Annotated in this window: 22 protein-coding genes; 7 read left to right on the forward strand and 15 right to left on the reverse strand. The window is 68.6% G+C overall.

Features of this window, described 5'->3' with window-relative positions:
- The first annotated feature begins 124 nt into the window (after positions 1-124).
- Positions 125-946, forward strand: coding sequence for an RNA polymerase sigma factor SigF (locus tag ACWCPQ_RS03630; protein ID WP_449894230.1), 822 nt, complete (start codon positions 125-127; stop codon positions 944-946).
- A gap of 178 nt (positions 947-1,124) precedes the next feature.
- Here ACWCPQ_RS03630 and ACWCPQ_RS03635 read toward each other — a convergent pair whose 3' ends face one another.
- Genes ACWCPQ_RS03635 through ACWCPQ_RS03655 form a run of 5 tightly spaced genes read right to left on the reverse strand, consistent with a single transcriptional unit; the run spans position 1,125 to position 5,625 of the window.
- Entirely contained in the window at positions 1,125-1,595 is a 471-nt protein-coding gene (locus ACWCPQ_RS03635) for an OsmC family protein (protein ID WP_449894232.1), read from the reverse strand.
- Positions 1,592-2,941, reverse strand: coding sequence for an LLM class flavin-dependent oxidoreductase (locus ACWCPQ_RS03640; RefSeq protein WP_449894235.1), 1,350 nt, complete (start codon positions 2,939-2,941; stop codon positions 1,592-1,594). Before ACWCPQ_RS03640 ends, ACWCPQ_RS03635 begins: the two co-directional genes overlap by 4 nt.
- A 25-nt stretch (positions 2,942-2,966) precedes the next feature.
- A complete protein-coding gene (locus tag ACWCPQ_RS03645) occupies positions 2,967-4,040 on the reverse strand; it encodes an NrtA/SsuA/CpmA family ABC transporter substrate-binding protein (protein ID WP_449894237.1) in 1,074 nt (357 codons plus the stop codon).
- Positions 4,037-4,792 (reverse strand): ABC transporter ATP-binding protein, encoded by a 756-nt coding sequence (locus tag ACWCPQ_RS03650; protein ID WP_449894239.1) that lies wholly within the window; start codon positions 4,790-4,792, stop codon positions 4,037-4,039. The genes ACWCPQ_RS03645 and ACWCPQ_RS03650 overlap by 4 nt, the downstream gene beginning before the upstream one ends.
- Positions 4,789-5,625, reverse strand: a complete 837-nt coding sequence (locus ACWCPQ_RS03655) for an ABC transporter permease subunit (protein ID WP_449894241.1) — start codon at positions 5,623-5,625, stop codon at positions 4,789-4,791. The genes ACWCPQ_RS03650 and ACWCPQ_RS03655 overlap by 4 nt, the downstream gene beginning before the upstream one ends.
- A 179-nt stretch (positions 5,626-5,804) precedes the next feature.
- Between ACWCPQ_RS03655 and ACWCPQ_RS03660 the strand changes: the two genes are divergently transcribed.
- A complete protein-coding gene (locus ACWCPQ_RS03660; RefSeq protein WP_449894243.1) occupies positions 5,805-6,440 on the forward strand; it encodes a GntR family transcriptional regulator in 636 nt (211 codons plus the stop codon).
- 49 nt (positions 6,441-6,489) lie between these two features.
- Here ACWCPQ_RS03660 and ACWCPQ_RS03665 read toward each other — a convergent pair whose 3' ends face one another.
- Together ACWCPQ_RS03665 and ACWCPQ_RS03670 are read right to left on the reverse strand one after the other, a co-directional pair.
- Complete coding sequence (locus ACWCPQ_RS03665) at positions 6,490-7,197, reverse strand: hypothetical protein (protein ID WP_449894245.1); 708 nt, start codon at positions 7,195-7,197, stop codon at positions 6,490-6,492.
- A gap of 119 nt (positions 7,198-7,316) precedes the next feature.
- Positions 7,317-8,141: a class I SAM-dependent methyltransferase gene (locus ACWCPQ_RS03670; protein ID WP_449894246.1), complete on the reverse strand. Its 825-nt coding sequence runs from the start codon at positions 8,139-8,141 to the stop codon at positions 7,317-7,319.
- A gap of 72 nt (positions 8,142-8,213) precedes the next feature.
- Here ACWCPQ_RS03670 and ACWCPQ_RS03675 point away from each other — a divergent pair, with 72 nt between their 5' ends.
- Positions 8,214-8,816, forward strand: a complete 603-nt coding sequence (locus ACWCPQ_RS03675; protein WP_449894248.1) for a TetR/AcrR family transcriptional regulator — start codon at positions 8,214-8,216, stop codon at positions 8,814-8,816.
- A 44-nt stretch (positions 8,817-8,860) separates the two neighbouring features.
- On the opposite strand, the gene ACWCPQ_RS03680 is transcribed toward ACWCPQ_RS03675, so the two are convergent.
- Positions 8,861-9,694 (reverse strand): hypothetical protein, encoded by an 834-nt coding sequence (locus tag ACWCPQ_RS03680; RefSeq protein WP_449894250.1) that lies wholly within the window; start codon positions 9,692-9,694, stop codon positions 8,861-8,863.
- Positions 9,695-10,014: 320 nt separating this feature from the next.
- Positions 10,015-10,416 carry a MerR family transcriptional regulator gene (locus ACWCPQ_RS03685; RefSeq protein WP_449894251.1) on the reverse strand — a complete coding sequence of 134 codons (402 nt, stop codon included), beginning with the start codon at positions 10,414-10,416 and terminating at the stop codon, positions 10,015-10,017.
- A 59-nt stretch (positions 10,417-10,475) separates the two neighbouring features.
- Here ACWCPQ_RS03685 and ACWCPQ_RS03690 point away from each other — a divergent pair, with 59 nt between their 5' ends.
- The gene (locus tag ACWCPQ_RS03690) at positions 10,476-11,672 is read left to right on the forward strand and encodes an MFS transporter (protein ID WP_449894253.1); all 1,197 of its coding nucleotides are present in this window, start codon (positions 10,476-10,478) and stop codon (positions 11,670-11,672) included.
- A 42-nt stretch (positions 11,673-11,714) separates the two neighbouring features.
- Positions 11,715-12,605: an NADP-dependent oxidoreductase gene (locus ACWCPQ_RS03695; RefSeq protein ID WP_449894255.1), complete on the forward strand. Its 891-nt coding sequence runs from the start codon at positions 11,715-11,717 to the stop codon at positions 12,603-12,605.
- Positions 12,606-12,897: 292 nt separating this feature from the next.
- Here ACWCPQ_RS03695 and ACWCPQ_RS03700 read toward each other — a convergent pair whose 3' ends face one another.
- The 3 genes from ACWCPQ_RS03700 to ACWCPQ_RS03710 all read right to left on the reverse strand — a co-directional run bounded on the left by ACWCPQ_RS03700 (position 12,898) and on the right by ACWCPQ_RS03710 (position 16,065).
- Positions 12,898-14,076: a hydroxylase gene (locus ACWCPQ_RS03700; protein WP_449894258.1), complete on the reverse strand. Its 1,179-nt coding sequence runs from the start codon at positions 14,074-14,076 to the stop codon at positions 12,898-12,900.
- Between the two features lie 209 nt (positions 14,077-14,285).
- The gene (locus tag ACWCPQ_RS03705; protein ID WP_449894260.1) at positions 14,286-15,128 is read right to left on the reverse strand and encodes an IclR family transcriptional regulator; all 843 of its coding nucleotides are present in this window, start codon (positions 15,126-15,128) and stop codon (positions 14,286-14,288) included.
- Between the two features lie 175 nt (positions 15,129-15,303).
- The gene (locus ACWCPQ_RS03710) at positions 15,304-16,065 is read right to left on the reverse strand and encodes an SDR family NAD(P)-dependent oxidoreductase (RefSeq protein ID WP_449894262.1); all 762 of its coding nucleotides are present in this window, start codon (positions 16,063-16,065) and stop codon (positions 15,304-15,306) included.
- Positions 16,066-16,308: 243 nt separating this feature from the next.
- Between ACWCPQ_RS03710 and ACWCPQ_RS03715 the strand changes: the two genes are divergently transcribed.
- Complete coding sequence (locus tag ACWCPQ_RS03715; RefSeq protein ID WP_449894264.1) at positions 16,309-17,973, forward strand: class I adenylate-forming enzyme family protein; 1,665 nt, start codon at positions 16,309-16,311, stop codon at positions 17,971-17,973.
- 73 nt (positions 17,974-18,046) lie between these two features.
- Here the strand turns inward: ACWCPQ_RS03715 and ACWCPQ_RS03720 are convergent, their stop codons facing one another.
- A complete protein-coding gene (locus ACWCPQ_RS03720; protein WP_449894266.1) occupies positions 18,047-18,670 on the reverse strand; it encodes a TetR family transcriptional regulator in 624 nt (207 codons plus the stop codon).
- Between the two features lie 314 nt (positions 18,671-18,984).
- On the opposite strand from ACWCPQ_RS03720, the gene ACWCPQ_RS03725 reads away from it, so the two are divergent.
- Positions 18,985-19,827 carry a mycofactocin-coupled SDR family oxidoreductase gene (locus tag ACWCPQ_RS03725; protein WP_449894268.1) on the forward strand — a complete coding sequence of 281 codons (843 nt, stop codon included), beginning with the start codon at positions 18,985-18,987 and terminating at the stop codon, positions 19,825-19,827.
- 46 nt (positions 19,828-19,873) lie between these two features.
- Here the strand turns inward: ACWCPQ_RS03725 and ACWCPQ_RS03730 are convergent, their stop codons facing one another.
- Entirely contained in the window at positions 19,874-20,695 is an 822-nt protein-coding gene (locus tag ACWCPQ_RS03730) for an SDR family oxidoreductase (RefSeq protein ID WP_449894270.1), read from the reverse strand.
- A 216-nt stretch (positions 20,696-20,911) separates the two neighbouring features.
- On the reverse strand, positions 20,912-22,105 hold the full coding sequence (locus ACWCPQ_RS03735) for a PucR family transcriptional regulator (RefSeq protein ID WP_449894272.1): 1,194 nt from the start codon (positions 22,103-22,105) through the stop codon (positions 20,912-20,914).
- Positions 22,106-22,217 lie beyond the last annotated feature (112 nt).

Genomic DNA, 22,217 nt, shown 5'->3' on the forward strand with positions numbered 1-22,217 from the left:
GGCAACCATCCACTGAACGAAGAAGAACCGTTCGTCGTGGTTGTTCTCGTCGCAACGGGTAGACCGGGACCGTCGCCCTCCAGCGGCTCTGTTCCGCGTGGAGGCAACGGAAAGCGAGGTCTCGATGACGACAGTGGCCGTATCCCACTCCCCGAACACAGCGCGCCGCGCCAATCGTGGTACCGACAGTTACGACGGGATCGAACCGCTGCTGGAACAGCTCACGGCGATGGATTCGGCGGATCCCGGGCGCGCGGAGCTTCGGGAGGAGATCATGCGCCGCTGCCTGCCGCTGGCCGATCACATCGCGCGCCGGTTCACCGGACGCGGGGAGAACTACGAGGATCTGCACCAGATCGCGTCGCTGGGGCTGGTGTTGGCCGTAGACCGGTACGACGCCGGCCGGGGATCCAGTTTCGTGGCCTTCGCCGTTCCCACGATCATGGGCGAGGTACGCAGGCACTTCCGCGACCACACCTGGGCGGTCCGGGTGCCGCGGCGGGTCAAGGAAACCCAGACCGCGCTCGGCCCCACCATCGAACGCCTCAGCCAACGACTCGGCCGGACACCGACCGCGCTCGATATCGCCGTGGAGATGAACCTCGATCTCAACGAGGTCACCCAGGCTCTGCTGGCCGGCAATGCCTATCGCACAGATTCGCTCGATGCCTCGGCCGAACAGAACGACGGCAGCGGAGCAGCGGCGAAGAGCACCGAAACCCTCGGCGGCGAAGACCCCTCCTACGAACTCACCGAGAACGCGCTCACCATCGCGCCCCTGTTGCAGGATCTCCCCGAGCGGGACCAGCGCGTGCTGCACATGCGGTTCTTCGAGAACCGGACCCAGGCCCAGATCGCCGCCGAATTGAATGTGTCGCAGATGCAGATCTCCCGCATCCTGACTCGTACCCTGGCCACCCTGCGTGAACGCGCCCTACGCGACTGACCCCGGATCCGGCGGCGGTTTCGCCCGCTGACGCGCGCGCCGCGGCCGGCACGACCCCGGGGCGGCGCGGGCCGGGTCCACCCGGCGACTGCCGGCCGACCCCAGCGCATAGCGCCGCAGGCGCAATGCTGTTCCCCGGCAACAGTTCTCCGCCGCCGGTTCGGCACGGCGGCCCTCGCTACCGGTCACCGTCGCCGCGCTCTCCCGCGTGCGCCGGCTCGGCGACCGCCGCACGGCGTCGGCCGTTGAGTACGATCTCGATCCCGCTGCCGCGCCGGATCGTGTTGTAGATGGGGCAGGTGGCCACGAAGTTGTCCACCAGCGCCCACCCGTCCACGTCGCCGACCCCCTCGAGCTCGAGCTCGAGTAGCGTATGGCGGTAGTAGGTCGGCGCGTCTTCGTCCCGGGTGTGCGAGGCCGTCGCGACCACCCGCACCGCAGCGAATCCCGTTTCGGCGGCGTAGTTCTCGATATTGGCGAGGGCGCACGAGGCCAGCGCCGCGAGCAACAGCTCACCGGCGTGGATCGCCTCGCCGCCGGTCAGCCGGGAATCACTGACCAGGTGATTCGCCCGCGCCGATACGATGAACCGGCCCGGTGCGGCGATCTCGGCCGCCACCGTCACCGCACCCCGTGCCGCGTCCGTCACTTCGCACCACCCGCGCGCGTGACCCAGTCACCGCGGGCCGGGCGATCGAGGCCGAGGTTTTCACGCAGCGTGGCGCCCTCGTACTCGGTGCGGAAGAGCCCGCGTTTCTGCAGTTCCGGCACGACCTGCCGGGTGAAGGTCTCGAAACCACCGGGCTGGTAGGGCACCTGGAGGGTGAACCCGTCGGCGGCCTCGTCCTCGAACCATTCCTGCAACCCGTCGGCGACCTCGGCGGCGGTGCCGATGAAATTCCCCTCGGTCCGGCCGCCGTACTGCTTACCCAGCTGACGCAGCGTCAGACCGTCACGCTCGGTGATCTCGCGGACCTCGTGGTAATGCCCTTCCACACCCGGAACCTCCACCTCGGGCAGGCGTTCGTCCAGCGGGAAGGTGGAGAGATCGACATCTAGATGGTAGGCCAGCGTGGACAGGCCGCCCAACGGCGGAACCAGTTCGAATATCTCCTCGGCCAGTTCCTCGGCCCGCGCGGAGGTCGGGGCGACGATCGGCGTGATGGAGGGCAGGATCTTGATACTGCCGGGATCGCGGCCGAAAGTCGCCGCCCGTTCCTTGATCTCGGTGTAGAAGGACTGCGCCGACTCTTTGGAGGCGTGGCTGCAGAAAATCACATCCGACCAGTGCGCGGCGAAATCCTTACCCTTCGACGAGGCACCGGCCTGGATCAGCACGGGATAGCCCTGCGGCGGCCGCGGCACATTGAGCGGGCCCGCAACGGCGAAGTACTGCCCCTGGTGATCGATACGGTGCACGCGGTCGGGGTCGGCGAACAGCGGAGCCTGCTCGTCCAGGACCAGCGCGTCGTCTTCCCAGCTGTCCCAGAGCTTTGCCGCCACCTGCAAGAATTCGTCGGCGCGCTCGTAACGGGTCGACCGGTCGAACTGTGTGTCGAGGTTGAAGTTGCGGGCTTCCGATTCCTGGAACGAGGTCACGATGTTCCAGGCGGACCGCCCCGCGGTCAGATGGTCCAGGCTGGCGAAAGTCCGGGCTACGCTGAACGGCTGGGCGTAGCTCGTCGAAACCGTCGCCGCGATGCCGAGATGCCGCGTGACCGCCGCCATGGATGCCATCACCGGCAGCGGGTCCACCCGCAGCGAACCCAGCGCCCCGTAGCGCAACTGCGAATCCGTACTGTCGCCGAAGCGATCGGGAACCGAGAGGATATCGGGGAAGAACGCCAGGTCGAAACGGCCGTCCTCGAGCGTCCGCGCGATGTTGTGATAGTAGGACGCGTCCAGCCAGCCGGGTACCGACCCAGGATAGCGCCAGCCGCCCGGCCGGCCCGGACCCGCGGTGACGAATGCGGCCAGGCGCATTTTCTTGCTCATCGAATGGTCTCCCGGTCTCTGTCGATCACTGTGCGGCAAGTTCGGCACGGACGGCGTCGGCGACCGGAGCGAACCGGCTGTCGGCGAACCAGCCGCGCACGTCCACGGCTTCCGGATACACACCCAGCGCGTGGAAGTTGTCGGCCAGGTCCTGGGTGCCGGTGACGGCATCATCGCCGACCACGCCGAAATCCCCCGCGCCCGAGTAGGAGAGGCGCTTCTGCTGGACCAGGTCGTAGTACACGTCCTTCTCCAGGGTGGAATCACCGAAGCCGCCCAGCGCCGCGAATTCCGCGACCGCGGTTTCGGGGTTCGCCTCGATCCAGCGCTGCGCGTCGCGCACATGGCGGACCAGGGTCGCGGCCTCGTGCGGCCGCTCGAACGCGAACTGTTCGGAGGCCACGAAGAACGCGTAGTCGTAGGTACGGACGCCGGGTAGCACCTCGGCGTCGTGTTTACGCCGGGCCAGTTCGATGGTGGGTTGCCAGTTGATCCAGGCGTCCACATGCCGTTGCGCGAAAGCGGCTTCCGCATCCGCGGCAGTGAGATCGACGTACTCGATATCGTCCATGGTCAACCCGGCGGTCTCCAGGTATTTGACGAGGCTGTAGGTCCCGGTGGTGCCTTGATGGTCGGCGACCCGGCGACCGGCGAGATCGGCGGCGGACTCGATAGCGGACCCCTTGGGGACCAGGATGTCGACTTCGTTCGCCGGCAGCGGATAGGCGACCAGCGGTACCACCGGCACACCGCCGCCGATCGCGTAGATGATCGCCGTCGCGGTCGCGAAGGAGAACTCGATACTGCCGGCCTTGATCGCCTCCATCACCGGAAGCGACGCGGCGAATCCGGTGGGGAACGACACCGGCATGCCCACCGCGGCGCTCACATCGAAGCCGCCGAGCCCGTGCGACAGAATGGTCCCGGGCTCGGCCTTGCCGTCGCCGATCAGGGCGTAGCGGATCTCGGTGAGCGCCGCCGGCGCCGACGTGCCCGGGCCGCAGGCCGCCAGCGCCGCGGCTCCGGCCACGCCCAGCGCGCCGAGACCGGTGGCCTTCAGGAATCCGCGCCTGTTCAGCGATAACGGCGGCGTGCTCATACTGTTGTGCCTTTCCGGGATTGCCGCGCCAGACGGTCGGCGGCGAGTAGATCGTCCAGCAGACGCTGTTCGAGGTCGGCGAGTTCGGCGTCGCCACGGCTGCGGGGCCGCGGCTGCGCGACGGTGAGGTCGGTGGTGATGCCTTCCGGGGTCAGCAACAGCACCCGGTCGGCCAGCATCAGTGCTTCTTCGACGTCGTGGGTGACCAGCACCACGGTCCGCGGTTCCCGGGCCAGCAACGATTCGACCAGTTCGTGCATGTTCACCCGGGTGATGGCGTCCAGCGCGCCGAACGGCTCGTCGAGCAGCAGGATGTCGGGGTGGTGCAGTAGCGCCCGGGCCAGCGCGACGCGCTGGCGTTGCCCACCGGAAAGCTCGGCGGGCCAGTCTTTCTCCCGTCCCGCGAGGCCGACCTGGTCGAGCAGTTCGCGGGCCGCGTCGTTACGGCGCCGGTTCGCCAGAGTGACATTGTCCAGCACCGACTTCCAGGGCAGCAGCCGATCCTCCTGGAACATCATCCGAGCCGAGTACGAGCCCGCATCGACCGGCGCGAGAGTTCCCTCGGTCGCCGCCTCGAGTTGCGCCAGCAGCCGCAGCAGGCTCGATTTCCCGACGCCGCTCGGGCCGACGATCGCGACGAACTGCCCCGGCTCGACCGTCAGGTCCAGATGCCGCAGCACCCAGGTGTCGCGGTACCGGATGCCCACGTCGCGCAGCGTGAGCCCGACCGGGTTCTTCGTCGAGGCAGTCATGACCGCACCTTCCGCATCGTCGGGTTCCAGCGCAGGGCGCGGCGCTCGATCAAGCGGATGATCTGGTCGGCGAGCAGCCCGGCGAGGGCATAGAGCACGATGGCCAGCACGATGCGGTCGGTGCGCAGCATCTCCCGGCCGTTCTGCGCCAGGTAGCCGATCCCCTCCCGGGTGGCGATGGTCTCGGCGACGACGAGGGTGAGCCACGCCACGCCGAGCGCGTACCGGATACCGGTGAGGATCATCGGCAGCGCACCGGGTACGACGATATGGCGGAGCAGTCCCCACCGGGTGAGCCCGTAGGAGCTGCCCAGCTGGATCAGCTTCTCGTCGACCGTCCGGATTCCGCTCACCGTGTTGAGGTAGACGGGGAAGATCACCCCGAGGGTGACCAGCACAATGCGCGGGGTCTCGCCGATTCCGAACGCGGCGATCAGCAGCGGGACCAGCGCCAGGTGCGGTAGCGCGCGCACCATCTGCAGGCTGCGGTCGAAAACGCCTTCCGCCAGCCGGGACAGTCCCACCGCGAATCCGAAGGCCAGGCCGATCACGGCGCCGATGCCGAATCCGACGGTCACCCGGCGCAGGCTGACCAGAACATGTTCCGGTAGTTCGCCGCTGCGCCACAGCGTGCCTGCGGTATCGAGCACGACCGACGGCGCGGGCAGGATCGCCGGTGAGATGAAGCCGGCGCTCGAGCTCCACTGCCAGGCCGCGACGATCAGCACCGGCACGACCCAGGGCAGCAGCGCCCGCGGATACCGGCCGGCCTTCCTGCTCGGGCTGCGTCGGCGTGCCGTCGCCGGAGCGGCCGCCGCCACCGCACCGGTCACCGGTGGCCCTCGTTCACTTGCGGATACATGACCCTCCTGTCGTGCTTCTCCAGGCACGGTAGAGCGGTCGTACGCAAGTGTCGCCAGTTGTATACAGTTGCGTTCAGAACTCTGTTCTTCCCGCCACGACTGTGGTATCGGTGAACGATCGCGTTCCCGCTCCGAGGAGAAACTTCCCTATGCCCGAATCCCGTGGTTCATCGGATTCGCCGTATCGACAACTGCGCGCCCGTATCGTCGGCGGCACCTACCCGCCCGGCACCCTGCTGGTCCCCGCGAATGTCGGAGCGGACCTGGGCGTCTCCCGCACCCCCGTCCGCGAAGCCCTGATGCGCCTGGAAGTCGAAGGCCTCATGACGAAGGAATCGCGCGGTTTCGTCGTCCGGATCCGCACGCCCGAGGAGATACTGGATATCTGCGAGGCCCGAATAGCCCTGGAGGCCACGGTCGCCCGCAGCGCGGCTGCCCGGCGCACCGAGTTCGATCTCGCGAAACTCCGGCACCTGCTGGAGTCCACCCGCGGACTCAGCGGCCAGGAGCGCCTCGACCGGCACGCGGAATGGCATGTCGCACTGCGCCATGCCGCGCACAACACGACAGCCCTGGAACTGATGGCCCTCCTCGATGCCCGGCTGCGGGTATACGACGGCGCGGTTTCGCGCACCCGGGACAACCTGGACCTCATCGAGGAAGAACACACCCAGATCTTCGAAGCGATCCGCGACCGCGACCCCGAACGCGCCGCGAAAACCATGGAGACCCACCAATCACGCACCCGCGACCTGCGGCTCACCGAGATGACCCACCGCCGGTGACCGGAGCCCGGCGGGCGGTGGTCGCGGTCCCGCGGCGCCGGGCCGTGGGTCAGACGGGCGCGTCGTGGCCCATCCACCACGCTTCGAGTTCATCGTCCTCGTAGTATTCCGGCGGCGGGCGGTACCCGTTCGGCAGCTCCAACGTGGTGGCGCCGGTGCGCACCGCGATGCCGCGGATCTGCGCGAGCGCGGGTATTTCCCAGGGGTCCTCGGTATGGACGTCCGGCAGCAGCGCGCGGGGGCCGAGCGCATGCCATAGGGCGATCAGCTCGATATCGCCCTCGACTTCGGCGGCGAGTACCACCTCGCGAACCACATCGGCCGTGGCGATCTTCCGCACCGGTTCGGCGCCGCTGCCCCGGATCGTTCCCAGATCCACCAGACGCCGCCACAGTGCCGACCCGGCGTCGCAGTACAGATACGGCGGATCCACATACCCTTCTGCCGGCCACCCACCGAGGTCGGGTTCCTCCTCAGCGACGTCGATCTCCGCGAGTGCGGTGAAACCTGTCAGGCTGTCGAAGAATTCACGCCGCCGGGCGTACTCGGGATGCTCCTCGATCCGGAACCGATAGCAGTACTCCCGCTCCAGCAGAATCTCCATCACCCGGAAATGAGTGAACGAGCAGTCGTACCCGCCCTGGAACGCGTACAACTCACCGAACAAATCCCGGACCCGTCGATCCGCCGCCGGATACCGCGTATGCAGCACCCGCACCGACCATTCGACCAGATCCTCGATCTCGTGCATCGACACGTGGGCGAGATTACCGCCCCCACCGGGGGAGATGCCGGGTTCCGGCAGCCCTCGCCGCCCACTCCCGCAAGCCGATCCGGCCGTGGACGCAGGCGCAGGCGCAGGCGCAGGCGAGAATGTCAGGAGGCGTCCACGCGGGTGGCGACCGTCGCCAGAGTGGTGTAATCCATCGTGAAGGATCCGCCCAGCGAGTCGACGGCCTCGCCCACTGCGTCCAGTATTTCGGCCAGCTGATCGGCACGGAGCCGGGTGAGGCCGCCTGTGGTGGGCAGCAGTTCCAGCCATCGGTCGCGCGTATAGGACTGCTGCCAGTCGAATCGCCACTGTTCGGGATCGCCGAATTGCCGAGTCCTGCGGATCCGGTCGGCGAATTCCGCGTATCCGGCGCGGTAGAGCTCGAGCGGCCGCCGCGCCGGCTGGCCGCTGAACGGGGAGTCCGGCGCCACCCGCCGGAAGGCGGCGGCGAACGGTTCGGCCACCTCCGCCGGCGGCTCGTACACATGCCCGAAAATCGCCAGCCGGCCGCCCGGTCGCAACACGTCGGCCGCCTTCGCGGCGCCGGTGACCGGGTCCACCCAATGCCACGACTGCGCGGCGATCACCGCATCGAACATCCGCTCGCCCGGCTGCCATGCCTCGAAGGTGGCGACCTCGACCTGTAGACCGCGAGCTCGTGCGAACTCGGCCATCCGCGCATCGGGTTCGATACCGAGCACCGTGCAGCCCGCATCCCGGAACTGAGCGGCCGCGATGCCGGTACCGCACCCGACGTCCAGTACATCCGTCCCGGAAGTCCCGGCGAGGATTCGGGTCACCAGGGTGCCGGGGTACCCGGGCCGGGCCCGGTCGTAGCGCTGCGCGTCCACGCCGAACGAGGTGGCGATTCCCGGCGAACCCCCGGGCTCCGGCGAATGTTCGGGATGCTCCTGCGATATCGTGGGCATGCGCCCACTCTAGTGGGCACACGCCCACTCGGCAAACGCGCCGGTGAGCCGAACGCACGAGAGGATCTCCGAGTGCCGACTGGGGTGCACCTTCGCGACGCGCGGCAGCAGCTGTTCGACGCCGCCGAACGCATACTGCTTCGCGCCGGGCCGAACGGACTGACCAGCCGGGCCGTCACCGACGAGGCGGGCTGCGCCAAAGGCGTACTGCACCGACACTTCACCGACTTCGACGCCTTCCTCGCCGCACTCGTGCTCGACCGGGCCGCCCAGCTCGAAGCACAAGGGAACGAACTGCGCAACGCCGCCGGCACCGGCACCGTGGTCGCCAATCTGACCATCGCGCTGACCACCCTGTTCGGTCCGGTTCCGGTGGCGATCATCCCGCTCATCACCTTCCGTGACGAACTCCGCGCGCGACTGCGCCGTGCCCGGCCCGGTGGGGGTATGGCGATTCTCGCCGAGGCCACCACCGCGATCTCCGGCTATCTGGCCGACGAGCGGGAAAAAGGTCGCATCGCAGCCGATGCCGATATCGAATCGCTCACCCTGTCCCTGGTCGGTGGCGGTCATCTGCTGTTCACCGACCGCGACGCCGGCCCACCCACTACCTCGGCCGTCGAGAAGTTCGTGGCGACGGTCGTCTCCGACGCGGTGCGCCGGCGCCCGGACTGAACCCCAGGGGGACGTATTCGGTCACGCCGCGATCGCCTGTTCGGTCAGGTGCCTTCGGTACGGGTGAGGGTGGAATCGAGTAGGACGAACTCGGGGGCGGTCAACTCCCGGGAAAGGACACCGGCGGATGCGCGCACAGTGAGTCGATCGCCACTGCCTTCGATATCCAGCGCGCCGCCACGGCGGGCCGTCTTGTCCTTCGACATCCGCTCGGCCGCGTCGGCCACCGTCGAACGGATCTGTTCGGTGTCGAAGCCCGCCGTCACACCGGCGAGTTCGGCGGGCAACCTCTCGGCGGTGCGGCCGATCTGCTTGCGATCCCCGAGCATCCTGGCCGACCAAGAAGTGGCGGTCCCGTCTTCGGGCCGGGCGAACGTGAACTCGCCGATCCTGGCACCTCCCCAGGTGTCTTCCAGTATCCCGCCGGGCGGAATCCGTACCTCCTCGACCCATCCGCTGACCGTCGCGCCACTACCGCCGGTGGCCGGTGTACAGAACAGCCGAACCCCGTCCCGGCCCGCGATCCGCAGCCCGTGATTCACCGGTAGCGCAGCGATCTCGGCGGCACCACGATCACCCAGAAGCTCCGCCAGAGTGGCATGCACCTGCGATCCGGACATGGCCGGCGAGAACTCGGCCGACACATGTTCCGCGGGAGTAACCGACACTTCCGCGGCGGGCGGTGACGCCGCATCGACAGACTGCCCGAGCCGCCGACCGCCGTCGAACTCGCCGCCCGGGATCGCCGTCGCCGCGGAGTCCGCCGCCCCCTGTGCCCGCCGGATAGGGTTCTCCACGGCACGCGCGGTATCGGGAATCACGTCGCTCACCAGCGGCTCGGCGACTCGTTTCCGGAACCATTTACCCAGCACCGGCACACTCCCGCTGCATCCTGCTCCTCGACCCTCCATCAGCGCACCCGGCCACGGCTCCGGATGCGCGCCGACCGTATCGGCGCGCGGGGACGGGAAGCCGCGCGGCGAATGTTACGGGTTCCGATCTGCCCGCCCGCTCGCCGGACCCGGCCGGCGCTGGAAAGTCCGGGGGCATCGCACCGACGACAGAACAGGCGCTGAGACGAGATCCACAGCGTCGGCTGTTGGTGGACACGAGAATCTCCCCGCTCGCAGACACGAGATCCAACACACTGGCGGACAGTGGATTTACCCATATCAGTGTGGTCGCGTGGCTGGGATCGTCAGGTGGTTTGGAGCGCGGCGAGGTCGACTCGGGCTCGGGCGGTGACGTCGTCGGGGGCGGCAGTGATGACGGCGTCGAGCATGGCGCGCGAGTGTTGCAGTTCGGTGATGGCCGCGGTGATGCGGTCGCGTTCTCGGCAGAGGTCGGTGACCAGGTCCGAGCAGGTCGGGACGAGCCGTTGGTCGTCGTCGCGCAGGCATGGCAGCACGGTGGCGATGGTGGCTGTGTTCAGTCCTGCGGCGAGCAGGCTGCGGATGCGGCGGACGGTGTCGAGGTCACTCTCACAGTATTCGCGATAGCCACTGGGACGGCGGGTCGGCTGGAGCAGCCCTTGTTTTTCGTAGTAGCGCAATAACCGCTCGTGGACACCGGTCCGGTGAGACAGCTCTCCGATACGCATGTGACCTCACTCATCCTGGATTGACTCTGACACTGATGTCAGAGTTTACCGTCCAGGCTATGAGAAAGAGTTACGGGGTACTGGCGGCGTTGTGCGCCGGCGTATTCGTGGTCGGCACCTCCGAATATTTGATCGCCGGCTTGTTGCCTCAGGTGGGCGCGGATCTGGGGGTGTCGGTCGGGACAGCGGGACAGGCGGTGACCGCGTATGCACTGGGCGTGGTGATCGGCGGGCCGTTGGTCACGATCGCGACGGCCCGGTTGCCGCGCAAGGCGGTGGCGTTGGGGTTGATGCTGTTGTTCGCTGCCGGGAGCGCGTTGAGCGCGTGGGCGCCGTCGTTCGAGCTGTTGCTGGCCGGACGGGTGGTGTCGTCGCTGAGTCATGCCGCTTTCCTGGCCTTGGCGCTGGTAACCGCGACTCAGGTGGTGACGGCGGAGAAGGTCGGCACCGCGATCGCGGCGGTGGCCTCGGGGTTCACCGTGGCCACCTTGCTCGGTGTTCCGTTGGGCGCGTTGCTGGGTGAACGCGCGGGATGGCGGGCTCCGTTCGTGGTGCTGACGGTGCTGGCTCTGGTCGGGACCGTGCTGCTGGCGGCAGTGCTGCCCACGGAGGCGGCCCAGCAGACGAGCATCCGGAAGGAGTTGCGGGTGGTGACACAGCGCCCGGTGCTGGTGTCGATCGCCACGACCGCGGTCGGTTTCGCCGGTGTGGCCACCGTTTTCACCTATATCGCGCCGCTGCTGACGCAAGTCACCGGATTCGCGGCCTCAACGGTGTCGGTGCTGTTGCTGGCCTACGGGGCGGGCAGTGTCGTCGGGAACCTCGCCGCGGGCCGGTTGACGGATCGGTCGCTGAGCGCGACGGTGCGCGCGGTGTTCGGCGGATTGGCCGGTGTGCTGGCGCTGTTCCCGTTCATGCTCGTATGGCAGCCCTCGGCAGTGCTCGCGGTGCTGACGCTGGGGTTGTTGGCGACGGCGACCATCGCGCCGTTGCAGGGCCTGATCCTCGAGCACGCCGGAGACGCGCCGACACTGGCCGTATCGGTCAACGTCGGAGCCTTCAACCTGGGCGCGGCCACGGGATCGGTGCTCGGTGGCGCGATCGTGGCCGCGGGCGGACTGCGCTGGACCGGCCTGGCCGGGGCGCTGCTGAGCCTGCTCGGCCTGGCACTGTCCTACCTCGCTGTCCCCCGTAACCCCACGGAACCGGCCGACGCGGATGCGGATGCGACACCCCAACCGGCCGCTGCGTCCTGACCCGAGTCCCCCTCTTGCGCTTCGTCGAACAGGAGAACTGTGATGCATGCTGTCCGCATCGACCGCCACGGCGGCCCGGAGGTCTTGACCGTGCAGACGATCCCGGATCCGCAGCCGGGCCCGGGTGAGGTGCTGGTGCGCACCGCCGCGAGCAGTCTCAACCCGGTGGACTGGAAGACCCGCGCCCAGGATGCCGGAACACTGCCCGCGACGCTCGGCTGGGACCTGGCCGGCATCGTAGTCACCAGCAACGATCCACGGTGGCGGCGAGGTGACCGGGTGATCGCGATGTCCGCGCAGATCGCCACCGGCCGCGGCACCTGGGCCGAACTCGTCGCGCTACCCGCACGCCTGCTCGCCCCGGCCCCCACCACCGTCAGCTTGATCGAAGCCGCCACACTACCCCTCGCCGGGTTGACGGCCCGGCAGGGACTGGACGCACTCGATCTGCGGCACGGGCAGCGGCTGCTGATCACCGGCGCAGCGGGCGCGGTGGGCGGGCTGGCCGTCCAGCTTGCCCGCGCCGCCGGGATCGCAGTCGATGCCCTCGTATCACGAGACGAACACCTGAACGCGGCACGGGACCTGGGCGCCGATCAGGCAACCAGCGACCCCACCGACCTGAACCCCGCAGCCTATGCGGCGGTGTTCGACACCGCCGGTGTCGATGTCTCCCGCGCACTGGCCACCGGTGGCCGCTACCTGTCGATTTCCGACGACCCGCTGCCCGACATCGCCGGGGCGGCCCGCAATTACGTCCAGGAGGACGGCCGCCAACTCGCACAGCTCACCCGATTCGTCGACACGGGCCGACTGCGGCTGCGAGTGGCTGCCACCTACCCACTCGGACAGGTTCGGGCAGCTCACAGCGAGTTCGAGGCCGGTGGACTGCTCGGCAAGATCGTGTTGACCTTCGAAGGAATCCCGGCATGAACTTCGGTATCAACGTGCCCGGCTTCGGGCGCGGCATCGACCCCGCACACCCTGGCCGGGTGGGCGCGCACCGGCGAAGAGGCCGGATACCTTGCGGTCGGCCGATATCGAAGAGCTCGAGGACTTCGCACTCCGGACAACAGGTTCGATGCCCACACGCTGGACGCGAGCCGGGTGGGAGTCGTCCGCGGAGCGCGTGAACCGACGGCCGTCCTCGACGGCCTCGCCCGGGTCGAGGCAGGGGCGGAAATTCACGCGGGCCCGGTCGGCGGCGGGGATCGAGTGGATGCGTTCAGATCATCGAGCGGTGGATGCCCTGCGGTTCGCCGCCCAGTTGCGTCAGCGCCGAGGCGTGGAAGATCGAACCGGGCACATGGATCGCGTGTGCCAATCCGGCGTGCGCGTCGCGGAAGAAGCGCTGCATGGGAAAGCGGTAGTGCAGCGCGCCGCCACCGGCCCGCGCGAAGATCTCGTCGACCGCGCGTACCGCGCGCCAGGCCGCCGCGGTCTGCGTACGCCGGCCGATCGCGCGGTCCTCGAAACTCGTCTCCCGGCCTTTTTCCGTACTGTCCCAGAACCGATCCACATTCTCGAGCAGCGCGGCCCGCGAAGCGGCGATCTCGGCGGCCGCCTCACCGATCGAGAAGAGAACGTACGGATCGTCCTTGATCGGGATTCCGGTCACCGCGACCCGCTCCCGCTGCGCCGCGATATGGCAGGCCAGCGCGCCCTCGGCGATACCGATCACCGCCGAGGTGATACCCAGGGGGAACATGCAGGAGAAAGGCATCCGGTACAGCGTCTCGGTGCGACCGGCCCGCCGAACAGCGGTACCGTCCATCACTTCGGCCGCCGAGAGGGTCCGGTAGTCCGGCACGAAGGCGTTCTCGACGATCAGATCCTTGGAACCGGTGCCGCGCAGTCCGATCACGTCCCAGGAGTCCGCGACGATCCGGTAGTCGGAACGGGGCAGGATCACGTGCAGGGAGTTCGGCGGCATCACCGGCTTCCCGGCGGAGTCACCGACCAGCGCGCCGAGGAAAGCCCACTGGCAGTGGTCGGTACCCGAGGAGAACGACCATCGTCCGTTGAGCAGATAACCGCCGTCGACGGGAGTCGCCACCCCCATCGGCGCGTAGGGCGAGGCGACCCAGGTGTCCTGATCAGCGCCCCAGATCTCGTCCTGCACGCGGGGATCGGCGAAGGCGAGCTCCCACGGATGGACGCCCACGATCCCGGTGACCCAGCCGGCCGCCCCGTCCATCGCGGCGATGGCCATCGTGGTCTCCGCGAACTCACGTGGATGGCATTCGAGTCCGCCGTGCGCCTTCGGTTGCAGCATCCGGATCGCGCCGGATTCCCGCAGCCGCCGCGCCGAGGTATCGGAAAGGCGCATGAGTTCGTCGCCCACGGCGCCCTCGGCGCGAATCTCTTCCGCGTACTGCTCGATCCGGTCCAGAACCTCACCCATGGCAACAACTTCCTGTTCGATCTCTCGCGGTGCGCGTGGCACGCGACGCCGTCCGGGACGTCCCCGCGCGATTCGGCCGCCGGTCACCCGGTCCTCTTCCCGAGGCTGCCAGGCGGAGCGCCCCTCGCACACAGCACCTTCCGATGAGTGAGACCCGGCGTACCGGGGCCCACGGGCCGGGATCGCGCCGCCGCGCACGACGTGCGCGCTCAGCGGGTCCCGGCCACCTGGAATCGTCGATGCTCCGGGCCGCCGACCCGCTCGGGCGGTACAGGGAACAGGGTGCTCGACACCTCACGGGATATGTTCACCACCAGCGGTGCCACGTGGTCGAACCGTACGGAACGCGCGTCGCCGCACAGTGATACCGCCGCGACCGGTCCGCTGTGCCCGCGCACCGCGGCACCGATACAGGCCACCCCGGGGACCGATTCGCCGTCGTCGAAGGCCAGTCCGCCGCGTAGCCTGATCCGGCTCAGTTCCTGGTGCAGGGTCGCGCGTTCGGCGATCGTATTGCCGGTGCGGCGGGCCAGGGAGGTCCGATAGAGACGGTCGACGGCCTCCGGCTCCAGACCTGCCAGAATCGCCTTCCCACCGGCCGTCGAGTAGGCGGGAGCGCAGCCGCCCACCTGGGAGGGCAGCCGGGCGGCGAAGGGCCCGCCCACTTTGTCGAGATACCGGCTGTCGCCACCGTCGAGCACGGTCAGGTGCACCACCATCCCGGTCCGCAGATGCAGTTCGTGCAGCAGTGGTGCCGCGGCCGCCCGGATCCGGTCGTTCCCGTCCCGGCCGCCGAGACCGAGCGCACGACGGCCCAGCGCGTAGCCCAGCGAGGTGTGCTCGATCCAGCTCGACTGGGTCAGCTGATGCAGGATGCGGTAGACGGTGGATCGGGGCAGTTGCGCGCGGCGCGCGACCTCCTCGAGCGACAACCGCGTCGCGCGACTGTCGAACGCATCCAGGATCCGGGTCATCCGCTCGACCATGGACGGCGGCAGGTCCGGCTTCCCGGCCTGCTCGGCAGCGCCCGTACCCGAATCAATGATGGTCATCGACATCTCCAAATGAGCTGTTCAGAAGCCTTTCATAGGCAAAAACTGAAATTGATTCTCGAATCACAGTAGCACTCGTCGGCGCCTGCGGAGCAGAATCGGCGAGTTATCTGCGCGGAACAGCCCAACCGCCGGGGCGGCATACACCGCCCCGGCCGGATCGTGCCGGTGCCGGTCAGGACCAGCGGGCCTGACCACCGTCGAGCGGAACGGTCGCGCCGGTCAGATAGCCGGCATCCGGTCCCACCAGGAAGGCGACGGCGCGACCGATATCGTCCACACAGTCACCGATCCGGCCGAGCGGGATGGTCGCGACGAACTCGGCCGCCTCCTCCGGGTTGTGTTCGGTCCACCATTTCAGCCCAGGTGAGAGCGCATGCGGGGCGACCGCGTTCACCCGGATACCGTCCCGTCCCCATTCGCTGGCGGCGGTCCGGGTCAGCGAACGCATCGCCTCCTTCGTCGCCGCGTACAGCCCGTACCCGCTGGCATCCCAGCGCACCGCCGCCGAGGTGACCATATTGACGATCGCGCCACCGCCGCGAGCCTTCATATACGGATGGCATGCCTGCATCAGACGCAGGGTGGCCACCGGCCCGGTGGTGAGCGCCTGGTCCATGAGCTCGGGAGTGATATCGAGCAGCGGGCCCAGCGCACTCTGATCGGCGTTGTTGATCAGGATATCGATTCCGTCGAACAACCCCGCCACCTGCTCGACCAGCGGCTGCAGCAGATCGGTGGCGCCGATATCGCATACGACCGGCTCGGCCCGGCCGCCCGCCGCCCGGATGTGCTCGGCGGTCGCGTGGAGTTTGGCCTCCGTCCGCCCGACCACCGCAATCGACGCACCCGCCGCGGCGAGTGCGTACGCGATCCCCTGCCCCACTCCCTGTCCGCCCCCGGTGATGATGGCGACTTTGCCGTCCAGTGCACCCATTGCCGCTCGTCTCCCGTTCTTCGCTGTGATGTGGCAGCGCGGGGCGGGACCGCAGGGGCCGGCCCTCGGCCCGCACCACGGCATATCTTCCGGTGGTTCCGCCACCCGCGGCGCCGAACGCTAGCCGCGACGGCGGGAGCCGTTGTGAGCGCGGTCTCGCTCAGTGGCAACGCCGGCCGGGCTTTCCGGCGAGCCGTGAGAGGTTGCCAGCAGCTGGGCACCGTGAACGAGAGAGGCGCCACCATGACGACACCGGCAGACGCAGCGCAGCGGCTGAACGAAGTCATCACCCGACTGACCGGCCCGGGTGGCCGTTTCGAGATAGTCCCCGAAGAGGTCCTCGGCGCCACCATGCCCGTGATGCGCCGTCGCGGCCGGACGCTGGGCGAGCTGGTGGCGGCCTCGCGCGCCTGGGAGGACCGGGACTACCTGGTGACGGCCGACCGCCGTATCTCCTACCGGCAGCATCTGGCTGCCGTGGCCGCCCTCGCGACCGCACTGCGCGACGAGTACGGGGTGGGCCGGGGTGACCGGGTCGCGATTCTGGCGGCCAATTGTCCCGAATGGGTGATGACCTTCTGGGCGACACAATGCCTGGGCGCCGTGAGTGTCGGGCTCAACAGCTGGTGGATGCCCCGGGAGATCGAGTACGGTCTCGGGCACTGTCGGCCGACGGTGTTGATCGTCGATGCCAGGCGCGCCGCCCTGCTGGCCGATATCGATACCGCGGGGATCACCGTCCTCACGGTCGAGGAGGATGTGCCGCGGCTCGTCGCCGCCCGTTCCGGCGCCGAACTGCCGCAGGCCGATATCGACGAGGACGATCCGGCGGTCATCCTCTACACCAGCGGTACCAGCGGGCGGCCCAAAGGTGCGCTGCATTCGCAACGCAACCTTCTGGCCGTTGTCGACTACCACCGTTTCTCCGACGCGCTCGGCGCCGAATTCACCGGACGCGCCTACTCCGATACCGAGCCGAGCCCGCTGCGCTACCTGCTGTCCTCGCCGCTCTTCCATATCGCCAGCCTGCACAACCTGATCGTGCCGCGACTCGCGACGGGGAGCGCAGTGGTGATGTACCAGGGCGCGTTCACCGTGGACAAGGTGCTGAGCACGATCGAACGAGAGCGGGTCACGAACTGGGGCGCGGTCCCGACCATGGCGTCGCGACTGCTCGAACACGACGATACCGACCGCTACGATCTCTCCTCCCTGACCGGATTCGCGCTGGCCTCTGCTCCCTCCTCGATCGCGCTCAAGGATCGGCTGCGGCAACGGTTCCCGTTCGCCCGCGACGCACTGGTCGACAGCTACGGACTCACCGAGTGCAGTACCGCGATCGCGGTCGCCACCACCGCTGATCTCCAGCAGTACCCGGGCACCCTCGGCCGGCCGATCCTCACCGTATCCGTGGAGATCCGTGACCCGTTCGGCGAGCGGGTACCCGACGGCACCGAGGGCGAGGTGTGTGTGCGGAGCCCGTTCGTCATGCTCGGATACTGGGCGGACGAGGCGGCCACCGCCGCGGCGATCACTGCCGACCGCTGGTTGCGCACCGGCGATTTCGGCATTCTCGCGGACGGCCGACTGCGGCTCACCGGCCGCCGATCGGATCTGATCCTGCGCGGCGGCGAGAACGTCTACCCCACCGAGATCGAACAGTGCCTCGACGAACATGCCGACGTCACGGAGTGTGCGGTCGTCGGCGTCGCGCATCAGGATCTCGGACAGGAGGTGGCCGCGATCGTCGTCACCCGGCCCGGTGCCGTGGTCGAGGAGGAACAGCTACGCGAGTTCGCCGCCGCACGGTTGTCGTACTTCAAGGTGCCGACCCGCTGGCGGATCACCACCGAACCGCTGCCGCGCAATGCGACCGGAAAGGTGGTCCGGCGCGGTCTCACCGCCTGACCCCGGTGCGCGGCTCGCCGGAACCGCGAGCCGCGCATCTCCGTCCGTACGAACCGCTCCGGTGCCCCGGGTGTCATCCCGCCGTGAACGACTCCGGCCATTCCGCGAGCAGCAGATCACAGGCCACCCGGAGATCCGCTTCGGCGTCCGCGATGGTGATCCGCCCGTTGAGGCAGGACTGGATGATGCCGAAAACCGAGTGGATCAGCACCCGTAGAAGCCGGGCGTCCCGTTCGGTGACCTGTTCGATACCGGCGGCGTCGTAGAGCAGTTGCCGGAAATTGCGATCCACTCCGGCGGTATCGGGAACAGCGGATGCCTTCGCCGTGCTGTTGGACTGGATCATCGCCGTCGCCAACAGCGGACGGCGCAGCAAACCGCGAACCACCTGGAGCAATGTGTCGTGGACCCCGTCCTTCGCGCTCTGCTCCGGATCCATGGGCCGGGCGTATTTCGCACTCATCCGATCGATCTGATCGAGCATGACCGCGACGAAGAGATGGGTCTTGGACGGGAAGTAGCGGTACAGGGTTGCGACCGCGACACCCGCCAGTTTCGCCACCTCGTGCATCTGGACCCGTTCGAGCTCTTTACCGGTGGCCAGGGTGGCGGCGGCGGCGAGTATCCGGACCACCCGGGCATGCTGCTCGGTGGAACTGGGTGCCGCGGCATCGCGCGTTTCGGCGATTCTCGGCATCGGCGCCCCTTTCTCGTCCCACCATCGTCCCGGCAGCACCGGCCGCGAACCTCGGCCGCTCCGTACCGGGTGGGACTACCCGTCTGCGGAGTCGACGCTACCGATCCGGGACCGCGGCCCGGAGGTCGCGGTCCCGGCCAGTGAGAGCGCGGGCCGCGGCGCCGCCTTCACGCGCCCTACCGTGAGCGGCACGGACCGCGCAGACGCGGCCCGATCCACCCGCCGCGCGCAGACCGCGGCCCGATCCACCCGCCGCGCACAGACCGCGGCCGATCCCACTGCCGTGCGCGGATCGCGCACCCGAGGAGGACAAGATGTCGCAGGAATTCCAGGGCCGGGTCGCACTGGTCACAGGTGCCGCGCGCGGGCAGGGGCGCGCACACGCCCTCGCGTTCGCCGAACGCGGCGCCGATATCGTCCTCTGTGATCGCTGCGAAGACAGTGCGGCCCTGGACTATCCGCTCGGCACCCCGTCCGACCTCGCACAGACCGAAGAGCTGGTCACCGCACTGGGCCGGCGGTGCGTGAGCGTCCGGGCCGATACCGCCGACCGGGCCGCGATGCAGGAACTGGTACGGCGCGCCGAGGACGAACTCGGATCGGTGGACATCGCGGTCGCCAACGCGGGCGTGACCGGGGTGGCGCCGATCGGTGAACACACCTGCGAGCTGTGGCACGAAGTCATCGGCAGCAATCTGACCGGCGTGTTCAACACCCTGGCCGCGGTCACCCCGGGCATGATCGCCCGCCGGTACGGCCGGATCATCACCACCTCGTCGATGATGGGCCGGGGCGCGAGCCCGGCGATGGCCGCTTATGTGGCGTCGAAATGGGGTGTCGTCGGCCTGACCAAATCACTGGCGATGGAGCTCGCCGCACACAACATCACGGTGAACGCCGTCGCCCCGGGCAATATCGCGACGCCGATGGTGCAGAACGAGGCCATGTACCGCCGGTTCCGGCCCGATCTCACCGATCCCACCTGGGAAGATGTCGCACCGATCCTCGGCGGGCTGACCCACCTGCAACCGGTCGCGGCCCTCGAACCGGAGGAGGTCTCCCGGGTGGTGCTCTTCCTGGCCGCGGAGGCGAGCGCCCACCTGACCGGGATGGTGTTCCCGGTCGACGCCGGAGCCGGAGCGAAGAACAACGCCTGAGTGGCATCCCGGGCGCTCACCCGGAGGCCGCCAGGTGAGTGCGCCGTCAGAAGCGGGAACGCCGGAACCCGCCCTCGGAGTCGAGCACCTGCCCGACCACCCAGCGACCGGCGTCGGATACCAGCCATTCGATCAACCGGGCCGGGTCGTCGGGCCGGCCGGCTCGGCCCCGCGGGAACGCAGCGTGGACCTCGGCGACGAGATCCACGGGAAGATCGGTGGTGCCCGGGGTGAGGAAACCGGTGTCCACCGGGCCGGGGTTGACGGTGTTGAGCACGATGCCACGGTCGATGAGCTCGTCGGCGACGGTCGCCGTCATCCCCGCCAGCACCGATTTCGCGGAACCGTAGGCGATCTCGGCGCGCATCGGTGCCAGATGCTGTCCGGAGGTCATCCAGATCACCCGGCCGCGATCGGCGACTTCACCACGATCGGGCCGGAACTGCCGGGCGAAGGCACGGGTGAGCAGCAGCACCGAACGGGCATCCACGGCCCAGTGCGCGTCGAGCGTCGCGGCATCGATATCGAACAGGGTCCCGTCACCGCCGCTACGCGCGTGGCCGGCGACGAGGATATCGAGATGCCCGAATTCGGCGACGGCGGCGGCCACGACCGCGTCCGGGGCGGCCGGATCGGCGAAATCGGCGCTGTGGTCCACCAGGCGGGGCGCGGCCGACAATCCGCGCCGGACCGCGTCCAGATCATCTGCGCCCCAAGGCTGTTCCTCGTCGTGCGGTCGCCAATGGGTCAGGTACAGGGCAGCGCCCCGATCGGCCAGCCGCCGGGCGACCGCATAGCCGATACCGGCGCGGCGCCCCACTCCGGTCACCACGGCCACCCGACCGGTGAGATCTCGTTCGGAATGCATCGCCGGCTATTGGACCGCTGATCGCCGTCCGGTGCAAGCGTATTCCGCCGGGTCGGCGCACCCGGGTCACCCACGACCCCGCACATATACCCGCTCCGCGGGACTCGTCGCCGGCTGCGTATCGGCATACCGGAGACGCCGCGCCCGTTCGGCGGCCGCCCAGGGTGGCCGCCACCCGAACCGATCGTCGTTCGCAACGCGAATATCAGCTGTTGCTCAAGTACTTTCCGACGACGAGGCAGCCGGGAGCAGCCCGGCGAGCCGGGCCACCCGCAGCCCGGTGTGCAGATCCGAGCGGACCACCCCGTCGGTGATATCGCAGTCCGTGACCTCGCGGATCCGATGCAATCGGCTGTACAGAGTGCTGCGATGGATTCCCAGCCGGCGGGCAGTCTCCTGGACATCACCGCCCGCGGCCAGATACGACTCCAGGGTGTCGGCCGATTCGGCGGCGGCCGGGGCCGCGAGCAACCGCCCGACCCCGGCCGGGAGATCGTCCACCGTGAGCTCGTCCAGCGGTAACCGCAACAGCAAGCGATCCGCACCGAGACCGTCCCAGTAGGCGATACGGCCGTAGCGGGCCGGATCGGCCCGGGTGGCCTGCCAGGCCAGCCGAGCCCTGCGATAGGAGACGACGGCACGGTCCAGCGAATCCACCGTGCTGCCGATCCCCGCCCGAACCGGTTCCAGCCCCGACCGGGCCATGATGGCCGACAGCCGGTCCGGATCCACTCGGCGCGGAAAGACGAGAATCCCCTCGGACCCCACCACGGCGCCGACGATCTTGACTGTGGTCGAGCGGGTGACGAAATCCAGGGTGGCCTCGACCGCCATTCCCGTCTCCGAAACGGATTGCGTGTCCGGAGTGCGGTAGACCAGTACCGAATATTGCTCGCCGTGATCGATCCGGCCCTCGTCCAGCAGCCGGAAAGCACACCGAGACCTATCGGCATCGGAGTCACCGAGCAAACCGGTCAGCAAATGCCGGGAATGTTCCATTCCGTGCTGCAGTTCGGCAAGCCGCAGGGCCAGTTGCCGACCCAGTTCCGGGGCCGCATCGATGAACTCACGCTGTTCCTCGTCCGAAATTCCGGCGGAGCCGGGTGTATCCACCCAGCCGTACAGGTAACCGAAAAGTCTTTTGCGGCTGCGCAGCGGAACGACGATACGGGCGACCTCGTCGTTATGACCCGGGACATACACCGGACCGGTCGCCGACGACAGCCGGTAACGCTTGGTCATCTCGTCGGTCAGCGCCAGCGCCCGGCCCGCGAACAGCAGTGAAAGACGCATCCGGTCGAGGTCGGTCTCGTGCACACTCACCGCCATCACACGCCGGTCGATATCCAGTACGACCAGGGGTTTGTGCAGCCGATCGGCCAGGTCCTGCAGGGTGGTGTCGAGACTCATGCCGACGCTCTCCTCCGTCCGACACTGTGTCGGAACTTCGGGGCGAATGTACGACACGGCGCACGATGCGGGCAACGGTCCGCGGCTCCTACCGTGAGACTCGGTTCACAGC

Source organism: Nocardia sp. NPDC001965, from assembly GCF_053594175.1.